The sequence below is a fragment of the Mycolicibacterium sp. Y3 genome, from assembly GCF_051188035.1.
GTDB lineage: Bacteria > Actinomycetota > Actinomycetes > Mycobacteriales > Mycobacteriaceae > Mycobacterium > Mycobacterium fluoranthenivorans.
This window is the reverse complement of sequence record NZ_JAVQLT010000001.1, coordinates 2,018,717-2,043,866: the sequence shown is the minus strand read 5'-3', so window position 1 is coordinate 2,043,866 and position 25,150 is coordinate 2,018,717. Positions and strand designations below refer to the sequence as shown.

21 protein-coding genes are annotated in these 25,150 nt (G+C 65.2%); 11 read left to right on the top strand and 10 right to left on the bottom strand.

Annotation, left to right across the window (positions count from 1 at the left end; translation table 11 throughout):
• Nucleotides 1-11: 11 nt before the first annotated feature.
• Complete coding sequence (locus QN239_RS10045; RefSeq protein ID WP_499009982.1) at nt 12-839, bottom strand: AraC family transcriptional regulator; 828 nt, start codon at nt 837-839, stop codon at nt 12-14.
• A 27-nt stretch (nt 840-866) separates the two neighbouring features.
• Between QN239_RS10045 and QN239_RS10040 the strand changes: the two genes are divergently transcribed.
• From QN239_RS10040 to QN239_RS10030, 3 genes are read left to right on the top strand one after another with little or no spacing between them, the layout of a single operon-like run.
• A complete protein-coding gene (locus tag QN239_RS10040; RefSeq protein ID WP_187096560.1) occupies nt 867-1,334 on the top strand; it encodes a VOC family protein in 468 nt (155 codons plus the stop codon).
• A gap of 23 nt (nt 1,335-1,357) precedes the next feature.
• Nucleotides 1,358-1,795, top strand: coding sequence for an HIT family protein (locus tag QN239_RS10035; RefSeq protein ID WP_499009979.1), 438 nt, complete (start codon nt 1,358-1,360; stop codon nt 1,793-1,795).
• A gap of 3 nt (nt 1,796-1,798) precedes the next feature.
• Nucleotides 1,799-2,245 (top strand): nitroreductase family deazaflavin-dependent oxidoreductase, encoded by a 447-nt coding sequence (locus QN239_RS10030; protein WP_499009977.1) that lies wholly within the window; start codon nt 1,799-1,801, stop codon nt 2,243-2,245.
• On the opposite strand, the gene QN239_RS10025 is transcribed toward QN239_RS10030, so the two are convergent.
• Nucleotides 2,242-3,297 (bottom strand): LLM class flavin-dependent oxidoreductase, encoded by a 1,056-nt coding sequence (locus QN239_RS10025; RefSeq protein ID WP_499009975.1) that lies wholly within the window; start codon nt 3,295-3,297, stop codon nt 2,242-2,244. The two genes, QN239_RS10030 and QN239_RS10025, sit on opposite strands and share 4 nt — an antisense overlap.
• Before the next feature lie 7 nt (nt 3,298-3,304).
• Nucleotides 3,305-4,138 (bottom strand): uracil-DNA glycosylase, encoded by an 834-nt coding sequence (locus QN239_RS10020; protein ID WP_499009973.1) that lies wholly within the window; start codon nt 4,136-4,138, stop codon nt 3,305-3,307.
• Nucleotides 4,139-4,207: 69 nt separating this feature from the next.
• Between QN239_RS10020 and tap the strand changes: the two genes are divergently transcribed.
• The 5 genes from tap to QN239_RS09995 all read left to right on the top strand — a co-directional run bounded on the left by tap (nt 4,208) and on the right by QN239_RS09995 (nt 13,086).
• Nucleotides 4,208-5,431, top strand: a complete 1,224-nt coding sequence (gene tap, locus QN239_RS10015; protein WP_499009971.1) for a multidrug efflux MFS transporter Tap — start codon at nt 4,208-4,210, stop codon at nt 5,429-5,431.
• A gap of 76 nt (nt 5,432-5,507) precedes the next feature.
• Complete coding sequence (locus QN239_RS10010) at nt 5,508-8,144, top strand: LuxR C-terminal-related transcriptional regulator (RefSeq protein ID WP_499009969.1); 2,637 nt, start codon at nt 5,508-5,510, stop codon at nt 8,142-8,144.
• Between the two features lie 35 nt (nt 8,145-8,179).
• Nucleotides 8,180-9,544 (top strand): FAD-binding oxidoreductase, encoded by a 1,365-nt coding sequence (locus QN239_RS10005; RefSeq protein WP_499009968.1) that lies wholly within the window; start codon nt 8,180-8,182, stop codon nt 9,542-9,544.
• A gap of 2 nt (nt 9,545-9,546) precedes the next feature.
• Complete coding sequence (locus QN239_RS10000; RefSeq protein ID WP_499009966.1) at nt 9,547-11,889, top strand: arylsulfatase; 2,343 nt, start codon at nt 9,547-9,549, stop codon at nt 11,887-11,889.
• Between the two features lie 6 nt (nt 11,890-11,895).
• On the top strand, nt 11,896-13,086 hold the full coding sequence (locus QN239_RS09995) for an FAD-dependent monooxygenase (RefSeq protein ID WP_499009964.1): 1,191 nt from the start codon (nt 11,896-11,898) through the stop codon (nt 13,084-13,086).
• A 12-nt stretch (nt 13,087-13,098) separates the two neighbouring features.
• Here the strand turns inward: QN239_RS09995 and QN239_RS09990 are convergent, their stop codons facing one another.
• Nucleotides 13,099-13,662, bottom strand: a complete 564-nt coding sequence (locus QN239_RS09990; RefSeq protein ID WP_499009963.1) for a YdcF family protein — start codon at nt 13,660-13,662, stop codon at nt 13,099-13,101.
• A gap of 134 nt (nt 13,663-13,796) precedes the next feature.
• On the opposite strand from QN239_RS09990, the gene QN239_RS09985 reads away from it, so the two are divergent.
• The gene (locus tag QN239_RS09985) at nt 13,797-14,180 is read left to right on the top strand and encodes an STAS domain-containing protein (protein WP_499009961.1); all 384 of its coding nucleotides are present in this window, start codon (nt 13,797-13,799) and stop codon (nt 14,178-14,180) included.
• A gap of 24 nt (nt 14,181-14,204) precedes the next feature.
• Here the strand turns inward: QN239_RS09985 and QN239_RS09980 are convergent, their stop codons facing one another.
• The 6 genes from QN239_RS09980 to QN239_RS09955 all read right to left on the bottom strand — a co-directional run bounded on the left by QN239_RS09980 (nt 14,205) and on the right by QN239_RS09955 (nt 22,280).
• Complete coding sequence (locus QN239_RS09980; protein ID WP_499009960.1) at nt 14,205-14,813, bottom strand: LGFP repeat-containing protein; 609 nt, start codon at nt 14,811-14,813, stop codon at nt 14,205-14,207.
• A gap of 487 nt (nt 14,814-15,300) precedes the next feature.
• Complete coding sequence (locus QN239_RS09975) at nt 15,301-17,085, bottom strand: UvrD-helicase domain-containing protein (RefSeq protein ID WP_499009958.1); 1,785 nt, start codon at nt 17,083-17,085, stop codon at nt 15,301-15,303.
• Nucleotides 17,082-19,175, bottom strand: coding sequence for an ATP-dependent nuclease (locus QN239_RS09970; RefSeq protein WP_499009956.1), 2,094 nt, complete (start codon nt 19,173-19,175; stop codon nt 17,082-17,084). The genes QN239_RS09975 and QN239_RS09970 overlap by 4 nt, the downstream gene beginning before the upstream one ends.
• A 231-nt stretch (nt 19,176-19,406) precedes the next feature.
• A complete protein-coding gene (locus QN239_RS09965) occupies nt 19,407-19,733 on the bottom strand; it encodes a DUF2510 domain-containing protein (RefSeq protein WP_499009954.1) in 327 nt (108 codons plus the stop codon).
• A 416-nt stretch (nt 19,734-20,149) separates the two neighbouring features.
• Nucleotides 20,150-20,851, bottom strand: coding sequence for a hypothetical protein (locus QN239_RS09960; RefSeq protein ID WP_499009952.1), 702 nt, complete (start codon nt 20,849-20,851; stop codon nt 20,150-20,152).
• Nucleotides 20,852-21,117: 266 nt separating this feature from the next.
• Nucleotides 21,118-22,280, bottom strand: a protein-coding gene (locus QN239_RS09955; RefSeq protein ID WP_499008985.1) for an IS3 family transposase whose coding sequence is annotated in 2 segments (ribosomal slippage) — nt 21,118-21,993 and nt 21,996-22,280 — 1,161 coding nt in all. Because the reading frame shifts where the segments join, the coding sequence is not laid out codon by codon here.
• A 327-nt stretch (nt 22,281-22,607) separates the two neighbouring features.
• Between QN239_RS09955 and QN239_RS09950 the strand changes: the two genes are divergently transcribed.
• Both QN239_RS09950 and QN239_RS09945 read left to right on the top strand, forming a co-directional pair.
• The gene (locus QN239_RS09950) at nt 22,608-23,618 is read left to right on the top strand and encodes a hypothetical protein (RefSeq protein ID WP_499009950.1); all 1,011 of its coding nucleotides are present in this window, start codon (nt 22,608-22,610) and stop codon (nt 23,616-23,618) included.
• Between the two features lie 302 nt (nt 23,619-23,920).
• Nucleotides 23,921-25,150 (top strand): cytochrome P450, encoded by a 1,230-nt coding sequence (locus tag QN239_RS09945; RefSeq protein WP_499009949.1) that lies wholly within the window; start codon nt 23,921-23,923, stop codon nt 25,148-25,150.

The window sequence follows — 25,150 nt, the reverse complement described above, 5'->3', positions numbered from 1 at the left end:
CACGGTAGCGCTCACGGCCCGTGTGCGGTGGCGTACTCCCCCGGCGTGTAACCGAGCATGAGGCGAAAGTCGTTGATGAAATGAGCCTGGTCGTACCAACCCAGCCGGATCGCCAGGTCGGCGAAGTCGACGCCGGGCGTGCTCTCGATCTCCAGGGCCGCCTGCTGCAGCCGGTAGCGGCACAACACCCATTTCACCGGGACCCCGACATAATGCGCAAAAACCCGCTGCGTGGTGCGGGTACTCCACGGCGAGATCGCCATCACCTGTGTCACCCGGTGCAGGGTGGTGTCCTGCTGCATCCGCTCGATCAGTCCGGTGAGCTCCCGGTAGACGGGATCGGCCGGCGCACGGACGTCCCCGATCGCGTCATCCAGGCGCGAGCGCACCACGTCTCGATCCTCACCGAATTCGATTGGCGCACCGAAGAGGTCGTCATCCGCAGGTTGCACCAGACCGGTGAGTTCTGCAGCGTCGCGGCCGAATCGCGCGGTGAACCCGCCGGGCCGGAATCGGGCGCCCACCACGGTGCCACGCTCGGCGATGGTGGTGCGGAACACGCGTGGCACCACGCCGTGCACCAGTGTGTTCGGCAGCGCGAAGCCGTGCCGGGCGGCGTCATCGCCCCACTCCCTGGTGAGGTGCATCGACGGGAAGGTGATGACGGTGTTGTCGTGCGGCCCCTCGGCCCGGCGGTCCCACCGCACCGACCAGAAATGTTCGACGAATCTGCCGGCAGCGTCCGACGGCGGCCAGCGGCGCAGCTCGAAGGCCGCGATGCTGCCCGCCCGCCCGACCACACCCCGGACCGGCGCTGGCGTGTTTTTCCAAGCCGCCACGGGCTCAAGGCTACGAAACTGGCCGATATGAGCAGCACTCCGATCCCCCAGGGTTACACCAGCCTGACCCCGTTCCTGTGCGTCGACGGCGCCGCCGCGGCGATCGATTTCTACACCGAAGCGTTCGGCGCCACCTTGATCAGCCGGATGGATGGCCCGGATGGGACCGTCACGCACGCGGAATTGGACTTCGGTGCGGGCCGGTTGCAACTCGGCGATCCCCAGGATGCCTACCAACTGGCCGCCCCGAACCGGGGTGCATTCGCCACCGAGTCGATCGGGTTGTACTGCGCCGATGCCGACGCCGTGGTGGCACGTGCGGTGGATGCGGGCGCCACCGTCCGGGAACCCCTGCAGACCTTCGTCACCGGTGACCGATTCGCGTCCCTCATCGACCCGTTCGGGCGGCGCTGGACGGTGATGACGCGCGTCGAAGACCTGACACCGCAAGAGCAGGAACGCAGGCTTGCCGAGTGGGCGTCCTCGAACACCTGATGGAGGGCGGCTAACGTGGCGGCATGACCTGCGTGTTCTGCTCCATCGTCACCGGCGCCGCCCCCGCGATCAGGATCTACGAAGACGACGACTACCTCGCGTTCCTCGACATCCGGCCGTTCACCCGCGGCCACACCCTGGTGATCCCCAAGCGGCACACCGTGGACCTGACGGACACCCCGCCGGACACGCTGGCCGGGCTGACGGTGCTGGGCCAGCGCATCGCGAAGGCGGCCCGGGTATCCGGCCTGCACGCCGACGGCAACAACATCGCGATCAACGACGGCAAGGCCGCCTTCCAGTCGGTCTTCCACATCCACCTGCACGTGTTGCCACGCCGCACCGGCGACAAATTGTCGTTCGCAAAGGGCCTGGTGCTGCGCCGCGATCCGGATCGCGAGGAGTCCGCACGCCTGCTACGTGCGGGGTTGGCGAGACTGGAGCACACCGCGCAGGATTGACCCATGACGCATCTGTCCCCGATAGAGCAGGCCGGCCTGCGCGTGCTGCACCTGCACGACCTGCTGTACCAGAAGACCAACGGCCTGATCGGTCACCGGGTCCCGGGCCTGCCCAACAGCCTGCTGCTGCACACCGTGGGCGCCAAGACCGGGCAGCCACGCGTCAATACGCTGAGCTACGCCCGTGACGGCGGTGACTACCTGGTGGTCGCGTCGATGGGGGGCGCACCGCGCTCGCCGGGCTGGTACCACAATCTCAAGGCCCGACCGGAGGTCGAGATCAACGTGGGCACAAGGCGACTGGCGGCCACGGCGCGCCCGATCCTGCCCGACGACCCGGATTATGCGCGGCTGTGGCGGTTGGTGAACAAGAACAACGCCAACCGCTATGAGGCCTACCAGCGCAAGACCAGCCGGCCCATCCCGATCGTCGCCCTGACGCCTGCTTAGAGAAGCTCCTTCGCGAGCAATTCCAGCGTCGTCACCCGGGCCGGCGCGGTGGAAGGCGAGGTGCCGCGGTGCGCCGAGCCGACCGGGCTGATCATCACCTCGTCGACATCGAATTCCTCGGCGAGCGAACGGATCTGCTCGGCGGCCTCGGCCGGGTCGCCGAGCACAGTGCGGGCCCGGCCCGCGTCGATGATGAGTTGTTCCTGCGCCGAGACGGTCGCACCGAGCGCATCTTCGACCAGGTCGAGTGGCCCCAGCGGCCGACCGGTGCGCAGCCGTCCCATCATCTGCAGGTTCGGCAGCAGCAGATCCTCGGCCTCGGCGCGGGTCTGGGCCACCGACGCGTTGACCGTCAAGAACGTGGTGGGCTCGGAAAGCTCTGCGCTGGGCCGGAATTCAGCCCGATAGGCGGCCAGCGCCTCGGCGGTGCCCTGCCCGCTGAAATGGTTGGCGAAAACGTAGGGCAACCCCTTGGCCGCCGCCAGGTGCGCCGAATACATCGACGAGCCGAGCAGCCACAGTCGCGGCTCACTGGCCGCGGCCGGGGTGGCCTTCAAGATGTAGTCCTCTTGCTGCGCCACGCCGCCACGGGTCAGTGCCACCCGCACACCACGAGCACCCATCAGGGCGGCCACATCGTCGAGATACTGCGGGAACCGCTCGATATCCGTATCGTCACGGCCGGCTGCGCCGCGCAAGGCCACCGACGTCACCGGGTCCGAGCCGGGCGCACGGCCGATCCCGAGATCGATACGCCCCGGGGCGGCAGCTTCCAGCAGTGCGAACTGCTCCGCGACCGCCAGCGGCGCGTGATTGGGCAGCATCACCCCACCGGAACCGAGCCGGATATGCGAGGTCTGGGCGGCCAGGTAAGCGATCAGCACCGGCGGACTGGTGGCCGCCACCGCCGCCATGTTGTGGTGCTCGGCCACCCAGTATCGGCTGAACCCCAGCCGATCGGCGGTCTTGGCCAGCGCCGCCGTGGCTGCCAGCGCATCGGCGGTGGACTGGTCCGACCGGACCGGAACGAGATCGAGCACAGAAAGACGCACGACTGCGTCAACGCCGGGTGATGCCGGAACGTTCCCGTGCCTGTACGAACACGTCGTCGAGCATGGCCGGTGTCAGCCGGCCGGTGAACATGTTCTGCTGGCTGGGGTGGTAGCAGCCCAGCAACGTGCGGCCCGTGGACAGTGTCGCCACCGCGCCATGACCGAACACCGGCTTCCGCTGTCCGGCGAGCTCCTCGGCGAGCAGTCCCTGGGCGATCTGCCAGGCAAAGCCGCCCAGCGCCACCACCACCCGCACGTACGGCGCAACCAGCCGCCATTCGGCGAGCAGCCACGGCGCGCAGGTCAGCCGCTCCGCGGGGGTGGGCTTGTTGGCCGGCGGGGCGCAGCGCACCGGCGCCACGATCCGCACGCCATTGGCCCGCATCCCGTCGGCGGCGTCGACGCTGAGACCGGAACTGACCAGTCCGGCCCGGTGCATCGCGGCGAACAATTGGTCGCCGGACCGGTCCCCGGTGAACACCCGGCCTGTGCGGTTGGCTCCGTGCGCGGCCGGCGCCAGCCCGACCACCAGGACGCGGGGGCGGGCCGCCCCCCAACCCGCGACCGGGCGGCCCCAGTAGGGCTCGTCGGCGTAGGCACGCCGTTTGGTCACCGCGATCTCTTCTCGCCAACTCACCAGGCGCGGGCATGCCGCGCACACCGTGCAGGCGGCGTCGAGTTCGGCGACCGTTCCCGCGCGGGCGGCCAGCGTCGCGACGGCCTCGGGATCGTGGGCCACCGGCGTCGTGGATTTCGCCCGATCCCCCGGCCAACCCGTCCCGGGTGGCACCGGCGAGGCGAACAGCCGTCCGGTGCGTGGATGGGGAAGCTCGCGGGACACGCCATCATCCTGTCTGAAATTCGATGGCCGGGTACGGCGAAGCGCTGTTAGATTCTCCGGCGAGACGCCATGAACACACGCCCCCGCGGCCCAGCGCTGCTCATCCTGTTCGCTGCCCTCATGGCGGGATCCGGCAACGGCATATCCATGATCGCCTTTCCGTGGCTTGTGTTGCAACGCAACGGATCAGCCCTTGACGCGTCGATCGTCGCGATGGCCGGGACACTGCCGCTGCTGGCATCCACCGTGATCGCCGGCACCGCTGTCGACTACATCGGCCGGCGACGGGTCTCGATGCTCGCCGACGCACTGTCTGCCCTGTCCGTCATCGCCGTGCCGGTCATCGCGCTGATTTTCGGTGTGCACGCCGTCAACGTCGCGGTACTGGCAGGTCTGGCCGCGCTGGGCGCCGCGTTCGACCCGGCCGGGATGACGGCACGGGAGTCGATGCTGCCCGAGGCCGCCTCGCGCGCGGGCTGGACACTCGATCACGCCAACAGCATCTACGAGGCGGTGTTCAACCTCGCCTACATCGTCGGGCCGGGCATCGGCGGCCTGCTGATCACCACCCTCGGCGGGATCAACACGATGTGGGTCACCGCGGCCACCTTCGGCTTCTCCATCGCGGCGATCGGGTTGCTGCGGCTGGAGGGCGCGGGCAAGCCGAACCGCGAGGCACTGCCCGAACGCGTGTGGGCCGGCGTCGTCGAGGGCCTGTCCTTTGTGTGGAACACCAAGGTGTTACGCACGCTGGCCATCATCGATCTGACGGCCACCGGGCTGTACATGCCGATGGAGAGCGTGCTGTTCCCCAAGTACTTCACCGACCGCAACGAACCCGCGCAGCTGGGCTGGGTGCTGATGGCGCTGTCGGTGGGCGGCCTGGTCGGCGCGCTGGGGTACGCGGTGCTGTCGAGATACCTGAAGCGGCGCACCACCATGCTGATCGCGGTGATCACGCTCGGGGTGGCCATGACGATCGTGGCATTCCTGCCGCCGTTGCCGGTGATCCTGGTGCTGTGCGCGATAGTCGGTTTCGTCTACGGCCCGATCGCACCGATCTACAACTACGTCATGCAAACCCGGGCACCACACCACCTGCGCGGTCGGGTGGTCGGCGTGATGGGCTCGCTGGCGTATGCGGCGGGGCCGCTGGGTCTGCTGCTGGCCGGGCCGCTGGCCGATTCGGCCGGATTGCACACGACATTTCTCGCGCTGTCCCTGCCGATGCTGGTGATCGGCGTGGTCGCCGTCGCCTTGCCGTCACTGCGCGAACTCGACCGGCCCGTCTAGCGCACCGGGTCAATCGGTCCGACCAAAAACCCAATAATGCTAGGCATTTCCTGGACATGCCTTTTACGCTGCCTATGTGCGTTTGACGTGGCCGTTGACGGGCCGCACCGAGGAGATCCGAGCTGTTCGCGCGGGGGTGTCGGACCCTGACTCAGCCGGGATCGTGGTGTGCGGTCCGGCTGGTATCGGCAAGAGTCGCATCGTGCGCGACGCGCTGCAGGGCACCGAGTACCGCTGGATCGTCGGCACCACCTCCGCACGCGACATCCCGCTGGGTGCCTTCGCCGCGTGGACCACCTCGGCTGACGATGACCGACTCAAGTTGGTCCGGAGCGTGATCGAGGCGGTGACCGCGTCGCCGGCGGGACGTCCGGTGGTCATCGCGGTGGACGACGCCCACCTGCTCGACGACCTGTCGGTGTTCGTGCTGCATCAGATCGTGCAGCGCCGGGCGGCGAAACTGGTGCTGACGGTACGCGACGGGCGGGACGGATCCGGGGTGCCCGACAGTGTGCGGGAGATCTGGAAGGACCCCGGTCGAGCCGCGGGGACGGGCACCGACAACCTGGCCTTCGACAGGCTCGACGTGCAGCCGCTGGCACCCCAGGAATCGGCGGAGCTGCTCGCCGCCACGCTGAACGGGCCGGTCGATCCCGACGCGGCCACCCGGCTGTGGAAACTCACCCGCGGCAACGCGCTGTATCTGCGCAACATCGTCGAGCAGGAACTCGCCGACGGCCGCCTGGAGCTACGCGGCGGGTGCTGGCAGTGGGGCGGTAAACCGGTGCTGCCCAGCAGTCTCGTGGAACTCATCGATTCCCGGTTCGGCGATCTGCCACCGGCCGTCGGCAATGTCGTCGACGCGTTGGCGGTCGGGGAACCCATCGAGCTGGCGGCACTGCAGCGCATCACCGACCGCGAATCGGTGGAGGACGCCAACGTTCGCGGGCTGATCACGTTGGATCACGGCGATTCCGATGTGCAGGTTCGGATTTCGCATCCGCTGTACGGAGAGATACGCCGGATGCGGGCACCCTCGACGACGCTGCGCCGGCTGCGTGGCCTGGTGGCGACCGAGCTGGCGGCCGGACCCGATCGCGACAAGATGCGCATGGTGGTACGCCGCGCCAGCCTCTGTCTGGATTCCGACCTGCCGCCCGATGCCGACCTGTTCGTGCACGCGGCGCGCGGGGCTATCTGGCTGGCCGATCTAGGTCTGGCGGACCGGCTGGCGCGGGCCGCCATCGCCGGCGGAGCCGGGGCCGACGCGCACTTCCTGCACGCCCACGCGTTGTCGTGGTCGTTTCAGGGTGAGGAGGCCGAGACCGCTCTTGCCGCGCTGACGGCGCAGAACTGGGATGACCGCGACCGCGCCAGATTCGCCTATCTGCGGGCCACCAACCTGCTGTGGGCGCTGAGCCGGCCGGACTGCGCCAAGGCCCATATCGATGCGGTGTCGGTCGGGCCCGAGGGCCGCAGCTGGATCGACGCCTTACTGGTCATCTACTGGTTCGCCACCGACCAACCCGAGGCGGCACTGGAGGCGGCCAAGGTTCTGAACCTGGCCGAACTGCCGGGCGTGGTCGGGGCCGAAACGGCCTTCGCGCTGACCGTCGTCACCGGCGACGCGGGCCGCACGTCCGAAGCGCTGAAAACGGCAGAGACCGGCTACACCACCACGGTGCGCGCCCACGATGCGCCCCCTATGCGGTTCAACATCGCCGATGCCGAGCTCAGTGCTCTGCTCCTGGCGGGCCGGCTCAGCGACGTGTGGCCCGTGGCCGAACGCGTCCGCGAGCAATCTGCGGAACTGCCCGGGGCCGCCCACGCACTCGGTGCGGCGATCGCCGGCCGGGCAGCGCTGGGGACCGGCAGATTGCACGAGGCCTGCAGCCTGCTCAACCAGGCGGCCGTGGCGTTTGCCACCAATCACTCCACCGGGTGGGGCTACCGGTACAACGTCGTGCGCGCCACCGCGCTCGCGATGCGCGGTCGAAGCGCCGAGGCCACCGCGATCCTCGACGAGATCGACGCCCAGCAGCGCCCGTTCCGGTCGCTGGACTACGAGCGCAGTATCGGTAGGGCCTGGGTGGCCGCCGGTCAGGGTGTGGTGAGCGAGGCCGCGAACATCTTGTCGGCAGCCGCGGACACCGCAGCGGCCAAGGGCCAGTTCGCCGCCGAGGTGATGTGCCTGCAATTGGCCACGCAGTTCGGTGCGCACTCCCATGGCGCCAGGTTGGCCGAGCTGGCCGCGGTGACCGAAGGTCCCCGGGCCGGCCTGGCCGCCCGATTCGCCGCCGCGCTGCACGATGACGATGCCACCGAATTGAGCGCGGTGTCAGAGGAATTCGAGGCGATGGGCGATCTGGCTGCGGCGATGGACGCCGCCGCGCACGCGGCGATCGCACACCGGACCCACGATCGGCGCGGTTCGGCATTGAGCTGTTCGGTGCGCGCCGAAGCACTGGCAACGCAGAGCGGGGTGGTCACTCCGGCGCTGCTGCAGGCCGCCGACCCGTTCCCGCTTACCGCACGCGAATGCGAGGTCGTGGCGCTGGTCGCGGTGCCGCTACCCACCAAGGCGATCGCCGAACGTCTGCACCTGTCCGCGCGCACGGTCGAAGGCCACGTGTACCGGGCCATGCACAAGACCGGCACGACCACCCGTGAGGAACTCGCCGAGCTGTGGCGTAAGCGGCGGCGCACGGAGTGAAACCCCACCGGTGGCGCCGGCCATACACTGGCCCGGTGAGCTCCACCCTGGACAGCCTGATCGCGGCATTGCCCGAGGGCACCGTGGTCACCGATCCCGATATCGTCGCCTCGTACCGGCAGGACCGTGCCGCCGATCCCCACGCTGGCACCGCATTGGCCGTGGTCCGGCCGACCCGCACCGAAGAGGTGCAGGCGGTACTGCGCTGGGCCACCGGCCATCAGATCGCGGTGATCCCGCGGGGCGCGGGCACGGGGCTTTCCGGTGGCGCCACCGCACTCGACGGCGCCATCGTGCTGTCCACCGAGCGGATGCGCGATATCACCGTCGACACCGCCACCCGAACCGCCGTCGCACAACCGGGGCTGCTCAACGCCGAGGTGAAGAAGGCGGTCGCGGCCTACGGGCTGTGGTACCCGCCGGATCCGTCGTCGTTCGAGATCTGCAGTATCGGCGGCAACATCGCCACCAACGCCGGTGGCTTGTGCTGCGTGAAATACGGTGTCACCACCGATTACGTGCTCGGTCTGCAGGTGGTGCTGGCAGACGGCACCGCCGTGCGACTCGGCGGCCCACGGCTCAAGGACGTCGCCGGCCTGAGCCTGACCAAGTTGTTCGTCGGCAGTGAGGGCACGCTCGGTGTCATCACCGAGGTGACGCTGAAACTGCTTCCCGCCCAGCACAGCCCGTGCACGGTGGTGGCGTCCTTCGACTCGGTGGAGGCCGCGGCCCGGGCGGTGATGACGATCACGGGCAAGATCCGGCCGTCGATGCTCGAGTTCATGGACTCGGTCGCCATCAACGCCGTCGAGGACAAGCTGAAGATGGGGCTGGACCGCAACGCCGCGGCCATGATGGTGGCCGCTTCGGACGAGCGTGGTCCGGCGGGTGGGTCGGACGCCGAGTTCATGGCGAAGGTGTTCACCGACAACGGCGCCACCGAGGTCTTCTCGACATCCGATCCGGAGGAGGGCGAGGCCTTCGTGGCCGCCCGCCGGTACGCGATCCCGGCCGTAGAGGCCAAGGGCTCACTGCTTCTTGAGGATGTCGGTGTCCCGCTGCCGGCACTGGCCGACCTGGTCTCCGGGATCGCGAAGATCGCGGCCCAACGCGAGGTGTTGATCTCGGTGATCGCCCACGCCGGCGACGGCAACACGCATCCGCTGATCGTGTTCGATCCCGCCGATACTGATATGGCGCAGCGCGCCGAGCTCGCGTTCGGCGAGATCATGGATCTCGCCGTCGCGTTGGGCGGCACCATCACCGGTGAACACGGTGTGGGCCGGCTCAAGCGGCCCTGGCTGGCAGGGCAGATCGGGCCGGAGGCAATGGAACTCAATCGGCGGATCAAGGATGCACTGGACCCCGCCGGCATCCTGAACCCGGGTGCGGGGATCTAGACGTGTCCTTCGAGGGAATCGTCGCCACCGATGTCCGGGACTCCACCCCGGACTGGACGCCCTATCGTGAGGCGCAGGCTCCCGCGGGGGCACCCAATGTGCTGTACCTGCTGTGGGATGACACCGGGATCGCCACCTGGGACTGCTACGGCGGTCTGGTCGACATGCCGAATCTCCGCCGGATCGCCGACCGCGGCGTCCGGTTGACCCAATTCCACACCACCGCACTGTGTTCGCCCACCCGCGCCGCATTGCTGACGGGCCGCAACCCGACCAGCGTCGGGGTGGCGTCGGTGCTCAACCTGGCCGACGGCTTCCCCGGACACCACGGCCGCATCCCCGCGGAGTCGGCGCTGCTGTCCGAGGTGCTCTCCGAGCGCGGCTGGTCGACCTACGCCGTCGGGAAATGGCATCTGGCGCCCATCGAGGACTGCCAGGCCGCGGGCTCGCGCCGATACTGGCCACTGCGCCGCGGATTCGACCGGTTCTACGGATTTCTCGACGGGATGACCGACCAGTGGTACCCCACCCTGGTCCGGGACAACGACCCGATCGATCCGCCGGCCAGCCCGGAGCAGGGCTATCACCTGTCCAAAGACCTGGCCGACAACGCCATCGGCTTCCTTCGTGATCACCGCGCGGCCGCACCCGACAAACCCTGGTTCATGTATCTGTGCCCGGGCGCCGGCCACTCCCCCCATCAGGTCGCCCCCGAGTGGGCCGACCGGTACTCCGGCAGCTTCGATATGGGCTACGAGCGCTACCGTGAGATCGCCCTGGCCAACCAGAAGGCCCTCGGCCTGCTCCCGCCGGACACCGAGCTGTCCCCGATGAACCCGTACGCCGACGCCACCAGCCCGGACGGAATTCGCTGGCCGGACAATGAGAATGTCCGGCCGTGGGATTCGTTGTCAGAGGACGACAAACGGGTGTCCTGCCGGATGGCCGAGGTGTTCGCCGGGTTCTTGTCCTACACCGATGCGCAGATCGGCCGGATCCTGGACCACCTGGAGGACACCGGCCAACTCGACAACACCCTCGTGGTCGTCATGTCCGACAACGGGGCCAGCGGCGAAGGCGGCCCGAACGGCACCCTGGACGAATCGGTACCGATGCTCGGCGGATCCCACACCACCGCGGACGGCCTACGCCTGTTCGGCGAACTCGGCGGCCCGGCCACGGCGATGAACTACTCGAACGGCTGGGCCATGGCGTTCAACACGCCGTACAAGCTGTTCAAGCGGTACGCCTCACACGAGGGCGGGATCGCCGACCCGTGCATCGTCTCCTGGCCGGCCCAACTGTCCGCACACGGCGCGGTCCGCGACCACTACGCCCATGTCAGCGATGTCACCCCGACGGTGTATGACCTGCTCGGCATCGGCGACATCGGCACCGTCAACGGTATCGAACAGACTCCGTTGGAGGGCACGAGTTTCGCTGCCGCACTGCGGGATACCGCTTCTGGCACCGGTAAGCACACCCAGTTCTACTCGATGATGGGCACCCGCGGCATCTGGCACGAAGGCTGGTTCGCAGGCACCGTGCACCCGCCCACCGCGGCCGGACCGCGCGGCTGGGCGGCATTCGACCGGGACCGCTGGGAGCTGTTCCACATCGAGACCGACCGCAGCCAGATCCATGACCTCTCCGCGCAACATCCCGACAAACTGGCCGACCTGCAGGCGCTCTGGCACCGGCAGGCCCTGCAATTCCGGGCCTACCCGTTGACCGACCTGAGCGTGCAGGAGATCGTGCTGCGCGCGGCCGCCGCGATCGGCGAGCCCGCGTCTCGGGCGGTGTTCTACCCGGGTACCCCGGCCCTGCACACGGCGTTTCGCGGGTTGGTACGCGGCAGGTCGTTCACGCTGCAGGTGGCGGTATCGCTCGAGCGACCGGACGCCGAGGGCGTGCTGTTCTCCCAGGGCAGCCGCACGGGTGGGCAGGTGCTGTTCCTGGCGGATGGGCATCTGCACTATGTGTGCAACACGGGCGGGCAGGAGCAGAAGGTCACCTCGGCGCATCCGATTGCGTTGGGACGCAGACTCTTCGAGGTTCGCTACTCCCGCACCGGCGCGGTCGACGGCACCATGGACATGGTCGGTGACGTCGCATTACTGGTCGACGGACAGCCGGCGGGGACGGCGACTCGGGTGCGGATGACCGGGCTGGACATCATGCAAACCGTCTCGGCGGGCCGCGGTGTCACCTACTCGGTATCGGCTGCGTACACCTCACCGTTCCCCTTCACCGGCGGCGGATTCGACGAGGTCGTCCTCGATTTCACCGGCCGCGACACACATGACGACGGCGCCGTGGTCGATACCGCATTCAGACGGGACTGAGCACCGGTGACTTTGCACGCCCTGATTTCGGGTGCAGGTATCGCCGGGCCTGCGCTGGCCCACCAACTCAACGCCCGCGGCTGGCAGACCACCGTGGTCGAACGGTACCCGCAGCGTCGCGACGAAGGACAGAATGTCGATATCCGCGGCGCCGCACGCGAAGTCGTGCGCATCATAGGCATCGACGAGGCGGTGCGCGCGGCCAACACCGGCGAGGTGGGGATGCGCTTCGTCCGAGCGGACGGTTCGGCGGCGGCATCGTTTCCCGTCGACGCATCCGGTGAGTCCGACGGTCCCACAGCAGAATTGGAGATCCTGCGCGGCGAGCTGTCGCGAATCCTCGTCGAGCGCACCGAAGCGCAGACCGACTATCTTTTCGGCACCCAGCTCTCCGACGTCGTCGATCACGGTGATCACGTCACCGCCGTACTGGACGACGGCACCTCGGTGGACGCCGACCTCCTGGTGATCGCCGAAGGACTGCATTCGCGTTCACGCCGCTTCGTCACCGGCGCCGAGGTCACCCCGCTCGGGATGTACCTGGCCTATGTCACCCTGCCCCGGCGGGATGACGACGGCCGTTGGTGGAACTGGCAGCATGTGAACCGATCGCGCAGTGTGCACGTGCGACCGGACAATCTCGGCACCATGCGTGCGGTCCTGACCTTCATCTCCGATGTCCGCGGTATCGACAACCTGGACCAGGCCGACCAGATCGCGATTCTGCGAAGCACTTTCGCCGACGCCGGGGGCGCTGCGCCGCGCATCCTGGACGAGCTCGACCAAGGTGCGCCCATGTACTTCTCGACAGTCGGCCAGGTGCACACCCCCACGTGGAGCAAGGGCCGTGTCACCCTGCTCGGCGATGCCGCCTTCTGCAATGCCACCTTCGGCGGCGCGGGTACCAGCCTGGCGCTCATCGGCGCTTACATTCTGGCCGGCGAGCTGGGCGTGGTGGCCGATCATCACGCCGCACTGGCAAGCTATCAGCGACTGATGAAACCCTTCGTCGGCGCCGCACCCTCCGTCAGCGCCGGTGGGCTGCGCATGATGAATCCGCGCACCGAAACCGGAATTCGCGTGATCCACACGGCTGCCCGCCTCGCCACCAGCCCGATCGGCAAGGCAATCGGCAAGGTGGCCGGACGCGGGTTCACGGGCGAACGCCTGCCGCTGCCGGACTACCCGGTGCCGTGAGGGCCCGCGGCGCTAGCTGATCGGGACCAGCGGGCTGAGCACATCGTGCACGAACTGCACGATGTTGGTTTGCGGCGATCCGTCCGGAAAGCTCACCGTGGCCAGCAGGTTGCCACCGGCGTCGACGAAGTTCCCGTCGGCCCGGTCCTGATGGGTCGACGACGTCACCAGGATGATGCCCGACGTGCCGGCCTGCTTGGCCAACGGCACCGAGAACTGCGCGTTCTGGACGGTGCTGTTGGCCTTGTCCTCCTTGATGATCCGGTCGGCCGGAAAACCGAGTGTCTTGAGCAGGAAGCTCATCGTGCCGGCTTCGGTCTTTCCGTTCTGCGGGTTGCCGCCGGTGACGATGATCGGTGACTGCGGGAACATCTGGGCCACCGCCAGACCGGTGAGGACGCGGCGCCGCAGGATCGGGCGCATGTCACCCTGGGGTGTGAGGCCGTAGCCGAGGATCACGATCGCCGGCTTGGAGAAGTCCTTACCCCCCGGCGCGGGCGCCGCCTGGGCCACCGGAGCGATACCAGCCCACAGACCCGCAAGCGCCAGCACCACCGCCGCAATTCGGCTACGCATCACCGCAGATTCCCCTCGTCACTATTTGACGTTAGCGCCACTAAGGGTTCGTCGCACCGGCGCGCGCCGGTGTTACGTCAACTGCGGTGTGGAACACTCCAAAGACACCACGAGTGGATAAGACGGAGGGGCCGATGAGCCAGCAAGATCCGGACGCCAGGGCGACTTCCGCGGCCAACACGTGCGAAATCGCCGAACGCCGGGTCGGGGCCGTCATCGTCATCGAGGTGTCGGGAACGGTCGACATGATCACGTCGCCACAGCTGGAGGCGGCGCTCACCTCAGCCATGACGGGCGCACCACAGGCCATCGTGGTGGACCTCAGTGCCGTGACTTTCCTGGCGTCGACCGGCATGGGTGTGCTGATAGCGACGCGTGACGAGCTCCCGGCCACCACGCCGCTGGCGGTGGTCGCCGACGGACCTGCCACCAGCCGGCCGCTCGATCTGATCGGCTTCGCCGACATCCTGAACATGCGGCCCACGCTGGACGAGGCGCTGAGCGCCGTCACCGGCTGAGCTCGACGCCTCTTTCACCGGCGGCTACAGCCCGGCCGGCACGACCTTGCCGTTGACCGTCACCTCGACCTGGCCGGTCTTGGGATCGTAGGAAATCCTGCCGTGCTCGAACGTCGTGACGAGAAGCCCGTCGTCGGCGTTTTCGTCGCTGGTCGGGACGCCCAGCGGACCTGCCGACCCGTTCTCGCCCGTGATCGCGGGCACGCCGTCCGGGTCGCGCTGGACATTCCACGCCTCCCGGATCTTGCCCCAGGTGATGTACGCGGGCGTGCCGTCGTCATCGTTCTTGGCCACGATCACGCCGCCCTGAAACTGCTGGAACACCACCCCGCTGTCGCGCGTTCCGGCGTTGTGGTCGCCCGTCAGCGCCAGGCCGAGAGCGTCCTTCTGACTCGGGGTGGCCGAGGCGTACCTGACCGCGATGGGGCCGGTCAGCGTGACCTCGACGTCCCTGTCCCCGATCAGCTTCACCTCGGTCGGCGGCACCGGGGCCTCGGACGTGGCGACCAATCCAACCTCTGGCGGTACTGACGCCCCGACGTTGTCGACGTTGCTGAAGACCAGGGTGATCAGCGCGACGGCAGCCACGCCGCCGGCGGCGGAAGCAGCACGGCGGTATGCGGTCGTCCCCATGGATTCCTCTCTCGGGTCTGCCGGCCTGGGCGGATCGACTACCAAGCTACTTGGGTGCCGAAGATTTTGTTGCCCCAGGAACTGTAGGTTCTCCGTTCAGATGTCATTCCTCCACGACCGTGACCTGCCGGTACTAACGGCGTCCCACCTCCTGTCCTGCGGAATCTGTCCCAGGGTTCTGTCACTTTTTTACCCGCACGGACCAGCGTCAAGGTACCCATTCGTACTGCGTGAAGAATTGCACCTCGTAACGGGACGTACTGGATGGTTTGGCACGCACCGTTTATCACCTGACGGAGAGCGCGCCTTGCATCGCGGTCCCATAGACCTCGAACGTCGGCTGCGATCTAGTCGACCGGCCGCGTAACTCGTTGATCCGGCCACGGCCATGTGCATATCGCCGATGCCGCCGTGGAGGCCAGCGGTGATCGACGCTACTCGGCTCGATACGAAGCCATCGGCAATCTACGCGAAGGTGGCATCCGCATCAGTCGCCGGCAGGTGTCCGCTCATCGACAAAGTCGATCGACACGACGTTGCCAGCGCCTACCCACTCAATGAGCGTAGCGAGACACTTGCCATCGAGCTCTTGGGTGAATAGGAGGGCTAGGTTGTGTTTGGCGCGCGATGCGGCAACGTAGAAGAGGTTACGCGTCCGTTCAAATCTGGCGCGCTCCTGGCTGTTCAGGCTGTCGCGTTGAGGATAGGTCGACAACATTTGCGCGAAGTCGTACAGGTTCCATCCGCGTCCGAGCACGACGATCACGTCATTGAACTCGGCTCCTTTCACGGCGTGCTTTGTGGAGAAGACGGTGCTCTCTGACAGGTAGGTTCTCAGAGCCCGCACCTCTTTGTAGGGGACAGTGCGTAGGGCGTTGTGTTCGACGAGTCGGCGGGGTTCGGTGGGCGGGTAGCCATCTGGCAGTTGCTTGACGGCCTCGCGTAGTTCGCGCTCTCGCTTGGAGACTCGAGTCGGTAAGGCGAACGGCCCTTCGGCCTGGAGCAAATCAAGTACGTCACCGACTGTGCCTTCGGCCGTGATTGTGGCGAGCTTCTTGAGGAAGTTGTTCCACCGGGCTTTGTCGCTCGGGGCTTGTATGGCAGGCCCTTTGGTCCCTAGCGCCGCGAATAGGGTTCCATAGCGGCGACTTTTGAACGCTTCCAGGACCGGCTCGATGACATCGATCAGGTACGCAATTACCGGATCTTCCTTACGAACGAAGGAGTCGTTGTATTTGAAGACGTCATTGAGACTCGAGTAGCCAAGCTCGTTAGCGATGGTGGCGTGGGTGAGCATAAGGACTTTGAGATCGTCAGATTCTCGCGCCCATACGCTACTTGGCGAGTCCGTGCGCAGCCACGTCAAGCAATTTCGGGTAGCCTCGTGCGAGATCTGGCCTTTCCAGTGACCGGTAAGCCGTTCCCCAGGCCAGGCATTCGTGTGATAAACGGTGACGGTGCCCTCTGCCGCGTCTAATGCGGGTGCCTGAGTGAGTTCGGGGCGCAAGCAGTTGAGAAAGTTGACGATCGATCGATCTGACCGAAAGTTCGCGTTCTTGGGTATCGAGGTGACAGTCGGGTGGTCGATGGATCCGCATGTTCTGGCATAGATCTGTTGCCAATGATCGCCGAAGAATCCGATCACCGGGCTTACTTTGTCGATCCCGTGGCCAGAAAGGAAAGCTTCGGCGAGCCCCGCGGGGGTGTCCTGGTACTCATCGACGAAAATGACGGGAAATCTATCGGCGATGAGCGAGCGGAACTTCGGCATCTTGAAGAGTTCGATTGCGAGGCTGGGTATATCATCATGATGGAGAGCGATCTTGTTGTCGTCGAATGCGCGAATGCCGAGGTCGTAGTCGATCTCGACACCGTCGATATCGGGGTGCTCGGCCAGGATTTTGGTCCATGCTTCGGACGCGAGAAGCGCCTTTGCGAGCGCTTTTTGGTAAGGGCTGATCATTTCCCAGAGAAATCCGTGCAGGGTGTCTGCGAAGACGAAGGGGCTTTCGTCGGTGCGTGTAATGATCTCGTCGCGGGCGACATTGGTGTACGTCAGGCATGCGACGCGCTGGTCGCTTCGCGGTAGATACGTTGAGCGTTGAGCGAGTATTCGGTTGAGGGCTTGGATGAGTGAGTAGGTCTTTCCGGCTCCAGCGCCGGCTTCCAGCTTGAAGTTGTGCCACTGCTTCAGCGCGGCGAACATTGTCTCCAACGACTGTTCACTGGCCTGCTGCGCAGTATCGAGTGGAGTCGAAGCGCTCTCGCTCACTTGACCACTGCCTCGATAGGTTCGGTCGTAGTCGTGTCAGCACCGCCGCTGTCGGGATAGGCAAGCAGCCAGTCGAGGCCCCGTTGGATGTAGCGCGGCGTGACCCAGTCCTTTTCGAGAATCGCGAATCGTAGGGCGAACGCGCTCTTTTTCTGAAGTTCTGCAATACGTTGCGCTTCTTCCTCGTCCTTGTCCACATCATCGGTCATCGTGATACTGAAGATGGAGGGGTTGGCAAGGATGAATGCATCTTCGAATGACCGGCCGCATGCTGCTGAGCCGGCCTCGGGTACTTGATACGCGAGATATCGGGCCGGTTTGATGATCTCCGCCGTTTCGGCTGCTCTCAAGAGGTCGAATGGGGTGTTTTCCGATTCGGAGAACCACTTCTTGATAGTGGCGTTGCTGGTTCCGTCACCGTGGTGGACAGTGGTGGCGTGCTTTTGAGTACTGCCGGTCTGCGGACCGACGGTGTCGATGTCAGTGATAACCAAGGCTGGGATGCCGAGGAAGTCGAGCAGCGGGAAGAAAATGTATGCGTACGCGCCCCCCACTTCCATGAGGGTGACGTATTGGTTGGACAGTGCTGGTGCTGTCTTCCTAATTGCTGCAGGAATCATCAGCCGTTCGGTGGTGCCTTCGACGAGGATTGCCTTGTCCGCGAAGAACAGATCTGACCGTGTGAGCGTGAGGTACTGGTGAAGGAACTGCTCATCGAGTCCCTTGGCGCGGCTGAGGTCGAGCACTTCGGCGTGATTGCCTTCCCGTCCTTCTTCGGCGGCCACTACGCGGAAGTATCGAATTCCGGAGAATTCGGCTCGGTTGGCGACGTGTGATGAGTGCGTGGACACCACAAACTGTGGCGTCCACGGATGGGTCTGAGTGTCTAGCGATGGGAACAGCTTCGCGATTCCGGATAGTTGCTCGATGAAGACTTCTTGCATCTGTGGGTGCAGGTGGGCTTCGGGTTCCTCGATGAAGATCAGGTGCAAGCCCGGCATGCCGTCGCGGGTTGCGTATTCGCGGTAGTAGCCGAGGAGCGTGAGCAGCATGAGTACCAGGTTGCGGGAACCCAAACCACTGTAGGACTCCGGGAGCGAGACGCCGGCGACTCCTTTGTGTCGGACCGTTGTGTAGTTTGACAGGAGTCGCTCGATGTCGAGTGTTGTCTCGGCCTCTAGTTCCGGATTGTTCAGTCCCGGGTATCCGAATTGTTCGAGGGCTGGAGCGATGCCCTTCATCATCTCACTCACACTATCGCCCAGATCTTGCTCGATACCTGATACTGCGGCGGCGAGCTGGTCGGCCGTCTCACGCTGCGCAGTGCCGTCACCTGCTTTCGCCGCAGCGGTGAATAGTGTTTGAAAGATTCTGCCGATGAGGTCTTTTGGGCGTTCCTTCTCGTCGTCGAGCCCTCGCTGCGCCCTCAAGAAGTGGACGGTGATAAGTTTCCGAATGGCGTCGACGTTGATGTCGCGCGTGTTGGTCGGATCATTCGGATCAACCGCAGTGATGCTTCTGCTGAAAAGCTGAGGGACGCGCCGGGCGATGGCGGCGAGGATGGTCTCGATATCTGGTTGGGCTGCAGACGCATCGGTGTTGGCGATGCCGTCGAAGAGCTCAGACAGCCGGCCCCCCTGCAAAGAATAAGCCAGTCGGACGATCGCCTCGTTGCAGTCAGGATCAAGATCAACGATCAGAGCGGAGAGGGGACCGTACTCAGGCACGTCGGCAGCGTAAGTGATTCTTAGAGTCAGAGAGATCTCGGGAAGGACCTCACGCGCCCGTGTAGTTTCGCCCTCTCGGTAGAAACGATAGGCAGCGTGAAAGTCCCTGTATGTCTCGACAGAGAAGTCGGCTAGCTTGAGCCTGGGCACGCTCACATCCAGAAATCTGGTGATCACCTCAGCCAAGGTAGTTTTCCCAGTGTTGTTACGCCCTACCACCACCGTTGCTTGCTGCGCTAGGTCGACGTTCACGTTGCGCAACAGGCGAAAGTTGCGAACCTCGATGCCAGCAATCTTCATCTGAGGCTGAGGACTGCCAGCGTAGGCGCCAGATTCGTTTGACGCATTCTTGTCTTTTGACACTCGTAATCCTGTTCTTGGGTTTGCCCTGCGCGCATACGGACAGTCGGAGGCAATGCATTGCGTAACGGACGGCATCACACCGTTTCGGGTCCGCCAATACTCTGCTTGCTGGGCCAAGGACCCGAATTGCCGCGCTCGACCTTCGATCTTCGATCGAATCACGCTCGCGGACAGGCATATTCGCAGTAATCGAGGTCAGCCGCAGCATCATTGGGTGATGGCCGAGTCAAGCTACTTAAGAGAGGCGACAGGCAATCCCTCAGCTGCGTCGCTTCGTTCAGCGGCGATCTCGACGACGCGATCCGACTGGTAGAAGCCTGTCGTCTCGACATTGATGACCGCAACACGCTCAAACCCAGCGATGCTCGAACGCGGCTGAGCGGATACGTCGCCCCTGGGTGGCTGGATGTGCAGGTGTACCGGCGTATCAGCCGGCATGTGACTCGGGTCGTCTGTCCGCTGAGGAGGATGTGTCCATCCGGTCCACTCATCGCCGTTCCACCAACGTAGCTCGGCATGCCCCCAAGGATCGGGATGCCATCCCGCAACTACACCCACCTTCAATCCTCACACTTCCGATAGCTGTCGGTTAGCTATCAAGACGGCTGCTACACCTACCGCGTCATACCTCGGACAGAGAACGGAGCCAGGCGCCGTCTGTCTTTTTCTTTCGTTCTCAACGAGATCTGATTTCTACCAGAGGTGTTAGCCGGTCGACCAAAGCCAGGCCGTCAAGTCGGGATGGTCGCAAACTCGATGCCCTTGAGGGCACAACCCACGTATCAACACGGGCGTCAATATATACGTATCGTTGCTGTCACGGTAGGAATTGCGAACGTCCTCCCCCGAACGACTGACAGGTCGTTCAGTCCCGCCTGAACGCCGTACTCGTAGATGCACGACCACGCGACGACCCAATTCCCAGTTTGCAGTTCGATTTTCGGCGGTGGATGTCCTCAGCGGTGCGCCGTTCGTCAGAACGTTGAAAAGCCATCGACGCTTATCGTCATGCCGTGCCCGGTCGCGTCGTACATGAATGTCGTACCCTGGCTGGTTGGGGTGATGATCCAGCCCATTGCGTGGTAAACCGAGCCGTAAGCCATGGTCACATAGTCCGGATCTCCTGGATCGCCGTATAGCCATTCCCAGACACCGCGTGAGTTGACGCCGACGCCCGAGACGGGCATCCCGTTGTTGATCGGTCCAAGCCTGTTGGCGAAGTGCACGTTGCACTGAACATCGCCTGCGGTCATCGCGCAAACGGTTCGGCCTGACACGGTTCGCACATGTACTTGGCCGTACGGGTCCATGGACAGCGTGACTGGCGCGGGTTGCGTTGGTCGCGAAGGTGACGGGAACCCGGACGCCGGCGGAGCCGCGGTCGCGGCGGTCGTCGCGGGCGCCGGCTGAACCGAAGTGGTAGACGCCAGGCCCGCTGCTGGGAGATCGGACCTGTCGTGCAGAACCATCCACGCCACTGTGCTCGCCACAGCGATAATGGCTGCGCTCGAAGCGACCACGATTCCTGTGATCTGGGTGGGCGTCACGCGCTGTGTTTGCCAGTCTTCGGCGTCGTCGAGCGACCACGCGGTGCGCGCCTGGGTCTCCTCGACGGCCGAGGCGAGCTCGGTCGGAGCTATACCCATGGGGGCCGCGTCGTCTACCTCATCGCCCATCCGCGAATGGTATCGCTGACCTGAGCAAATAGAACCGTGACGTTCGAACAATGAAGAGAACGCCTGACAGTGAGGGTGGGCTCGGAGGCGTTCGCGACCTATCCGCACAGTGCGTGCCACTCATTCGCAACGAAGACTCACCAGACATGCGGGGAAAGCGTCCTGCCTGTCGGTGGCTACGGGCAAAATGCTCGGCCATGTCTAGGTACATCGAGTTTCGCAATGACGACGCTGGGGTCTGCTGCACGATCAGGTGACAGTTGCGGTCACGCAGCCTGACTGGCCGGTGTGGTCATACTCGCTTCGTATTCGATCGGGGTCAAGCGCCCGAGGCCGGCCTGGCGTCGGCGTCGGTGGTAGGTCCGTTCGATCCAGGTGACGATGGCGATCCTCAACTCCTCGCGGGTGGCCCAGCGGCGGCGATCGAGCACGTTCTTCTGTAGGAGGCTGAAGAAGCTCTCCATGGCCGCATTGTCGCCGGCGGCACCGACGCGGCCCATCGAGCCGACCATGTCGTAACGACCCAAGGCGTGAACGAACTTTCGGCTTCGAAATTGACTGCCGCGGTCGCTGTGCAGAATGCAACCGGCCACTCCACCTCGTCGTGCAACCGCACTACTGAGCGCGGTCGTGGCCAACCGGGATTTCATCCGGGAGTCGATCGAGTATCCGACAATGCGGTTGGAGAACACGTCCTTGATTGCGCACAGGTAGAGCTTGCCTTCGCCGGTCCGGTGTTCGGTGATATCGCTGAGCCACAACTGATTTGGTGCATCTGCTGTGAAGTCGCGCTCGACGAGATCGTCGTGCACCGGCGGCCCGACTTTGCCGTTCTTGCCGCGCTTCTTGCCGAACACGCTCCACAACCGATTCTGCGAGCAGATGCGCCAAGCGGTCCGCTCGGCCATCGGCTCACCAGCATCGCGGGCCTCTTCGACCAGGTAGCGATACCCGAACTCCGGATCGTCGCGGTGGGCGTCGAACAGGGCGTTGGCGCGGTAGGCCTCGACGAGTTCGGCGTCAGTGATCGGCTGGTCCAGCCAGCGGTAATAGGGCTGGCGGGCGAGCTTAAGTACCCGGCACGTCACCGCGACGGGAATCCCGTCGGCGGCGAGCTCCTTCACGAGCGGGTAGACCCTTTTCCCGGCAGATTGGCCTGCGACAAATACGCGGTCGCCCGGCGCAGGACCTCGTTTTCCTGCTCCAACAACTTGATCCGCCGCCGCGCATCCCGCAGCTCCGCAGACTCGCCGGTGCTCTTCCCGGGCTTGGTGCCCTCATCGATATCGGCTTGGCGAATCCACTTGTGCAGCGTCATCGGGTGCACACCGAAATCAGTAGCGATCTGCTCGATCGTCACACCGTCATCGCGGTTACGAGCGACCCGCACAACATCGTCACGGAACTCTCGGGGGTAGGGCCTGGGCACAAGGACATCCTTCCAGCTCACCCGTCCCGGGCAAGCCAACTCAGATGTCACCTATTCGTGCAGCAGACCCCTGGTTACCTGGCCTGGCTCGCTACCCACGCCGACGGATACGTAATCAACATCGCGGACAGCCACAGCCTGGCCCAGTCGCGAGTACACAATGCGCATTGCCACACGATCGGCGGCCGGAATCCTCGCGGCGGCACTTGGACCGGGCCGTACAAGAAGGTGTGCGGCGACCGCCTAGACGATGTACAGTGCTGGGCGATCGAGACTGTCGGGCAGCCCATCTCTCCGTGCGGCACGTGCCGACCCGGCACTCGGGACATGAACGCCACGCCGCAGCAGCAATCCAAGATCGCCCCTGCCGCTGTGTCTTCCAGCAGGCCCACGACAGTCACAGCAGCGACACTGGCCGAAGGACGTCGCGCAATCCGGATGCCATCCGCGGGCAGTCCCGCAGTCCAGGCTTGGGCCGACGACTACATCCGTTTCGGGCGCCTCCCGGCCTGGCAGGAGCAGTTGCGCACCGAGATTCGCGAAGCGTGCAACGATCTCGAACCAAACCTCCAGCAGGTCCTACACGCCACATACTTCGGCGCCAAGCGCGTCAACGCTGATGTCGAGAACCTCGTGCTGTACAACATCGGTCCGTCGTTTCGACTCCCGGGACGCAACGGGATCCGCTTCGAGCACGGAACCACGGTGCCAGCCGGCCCGAACGGCGATAAGTACGCGTTCGCCTACCGATACGAAGTAGCAGCCAGGTCAGCTCACTTCACGCATTGGCAGCTCGGCCGAACGCTGGCGGCATTCGACTGGACCGACTTCCATCCGTCCTCAGACTCGAAGCTCGCACAAGTCTGGCTAGCTCTGGCACGCGCCCGGGCGCAAGGACTAATCGAGGTGGCCAAACCAGGATCTGCGGTCGACACCGCGTTCGCCGTACGGGTTCAAGTCCGCCCTCCACAGGGCCGCCAACCCGGGTGGGGAGACCTGATAAAGCCCATCTTCGACGGTGTGATCAGTGCGTTTCAGGCTCATACCGACGCAACGGTCTTGCCGACAGTCACCGAGCGCTTGGCGATGGCCCTAGACGCAGAGCCTGCCGAGATCGAGCAACATCTGCTTGATCAGCGATGGGCCGCGCTGGGCGCCGTCTCGCGACTGGTATCGCCCTACCGCGAGCGCGTGAAATGGGATCCCGCCGACCACTGGTGCGTTGCCGGAGAGCTACTGGCCGCGGATCCGGATGGTTCTCGGTGGAGCATCCAAGGCGAACTCGTCGAGGTCACGCGCCGACAGTTGCAGCTTGGACAAGTCAACAGCCACTTGTAAACGGTAAGCAGCGTCTCGCCGAAAACCCCACCCGATGCGCGTACACCGCCATCGACCGGCCATTATTCGGCGCGATATTCCGAAAGGGCTGCGAAGCAAGATCTTTAGCACACAGGAGCGGCAGCTCAATAACAGTGCATTCCACGGGCTTGATTAGGAATCGCCCCTCCGCTACCGCGGGTCTCGTCCAACTTGTCTGCCCAATTGGACAGACAAGTGGACAAATCATCTGGGATTAGGACAACCAACCGAGATTCTCCAGGACCATTGACACCAGCAACCATCTGCCATACACATAAGACATGTCACTTGATGTGTCTCACGCGCCCCGCTTCCAGCTCGCCGGCGCGGACACCTGGGCCGACCCATTCGCGCTGTACGCCGCACTGCGCGACCACGACCCGGTCCACCACGTCATTCCGGACAATCCCGAGCAGGACTATTACGTGCTGTCCCGGCACGCCGACATCTTCACGGCGGCCCGCGACCACCAGACGTTCTCCTCGGCGCAGGGGCTCACCGTCAACTACGGGGAGCTGGAAATGATTGGGCTGCAGGACAATCCGCCGATGGTCATGCAGGACCCACCCGCCCACACCGAGTTCCGCAAGCTGGTGTCCCGCGGCTTCACCCCGCGGCAGGTCGAGGCCGTGGAACCCAAGGTCCGCCAGTTCGTCGTCGAGCGCATCGAGGGGTTGCGTTCGAACGGCGGCGGCGACATCGTCACCGAACTGTTCAAGCCGTTGCCGTCGATGGTGGTCGCGCACTACCTCGGCGTACCGGAGGAGGACCGCGACCAGTTCGACGGCTGGACCGAGGCCATCGTGGCGGCCAACACCGCCGAGGGCGGGATCACCGGCGCGCTGGAGACACTCGGCGAGGCACTCGGTTCGATGATGGCGTACTTCACCGCCCTCATCGAACGGCGCCGGGTCGAACCGGAGGACGACACGGTCTCGCACCTGGTGGCCGCGGGCATCGGCGCCGACGGTGACATCGCCGGGGTGCTGTCCATTCTGGCGTTCACCTTCACGATGGTCACCGGCGGCAACGACACCACCACCGGGATGCTCGGCGGCTCAGTGCAACTGCTGCACCGGCGACCCGATCAACGACGGCTGCTCGCCCGGCAACCGGAGCTGATCCCCGATGCCGTCGACGAATTCCTGCGGCTGACCTCGCCGGTACAGGGCCTGGCCCGCACCGTCACCCGCGACGTCACGATCGGCGACACCACCATTCCCGCCGACCGCAAGGTGTTGCTCTTGTACGGCTCGGGCAACCGGGACGAGCGGCAGTACGGACCCGACGCCGCCGAGTTGGACGTGACTCGCCGACCGCGCAACATCCTGACCTTCAGCCACGGCGCACACCACTGCCTGGGCGCCGCCGCGGCGCGGATGCAGTCCCGGGTCGCACTGGAGGAATTACTCACCCGCATACCGGAATTCACCGTCGACGAGGACGATATCGTGTGGGCCGGTGGCAGTTACGTGCGCCGGCCGCTGTCGGTGCCCTTCACAGTAGGCTGA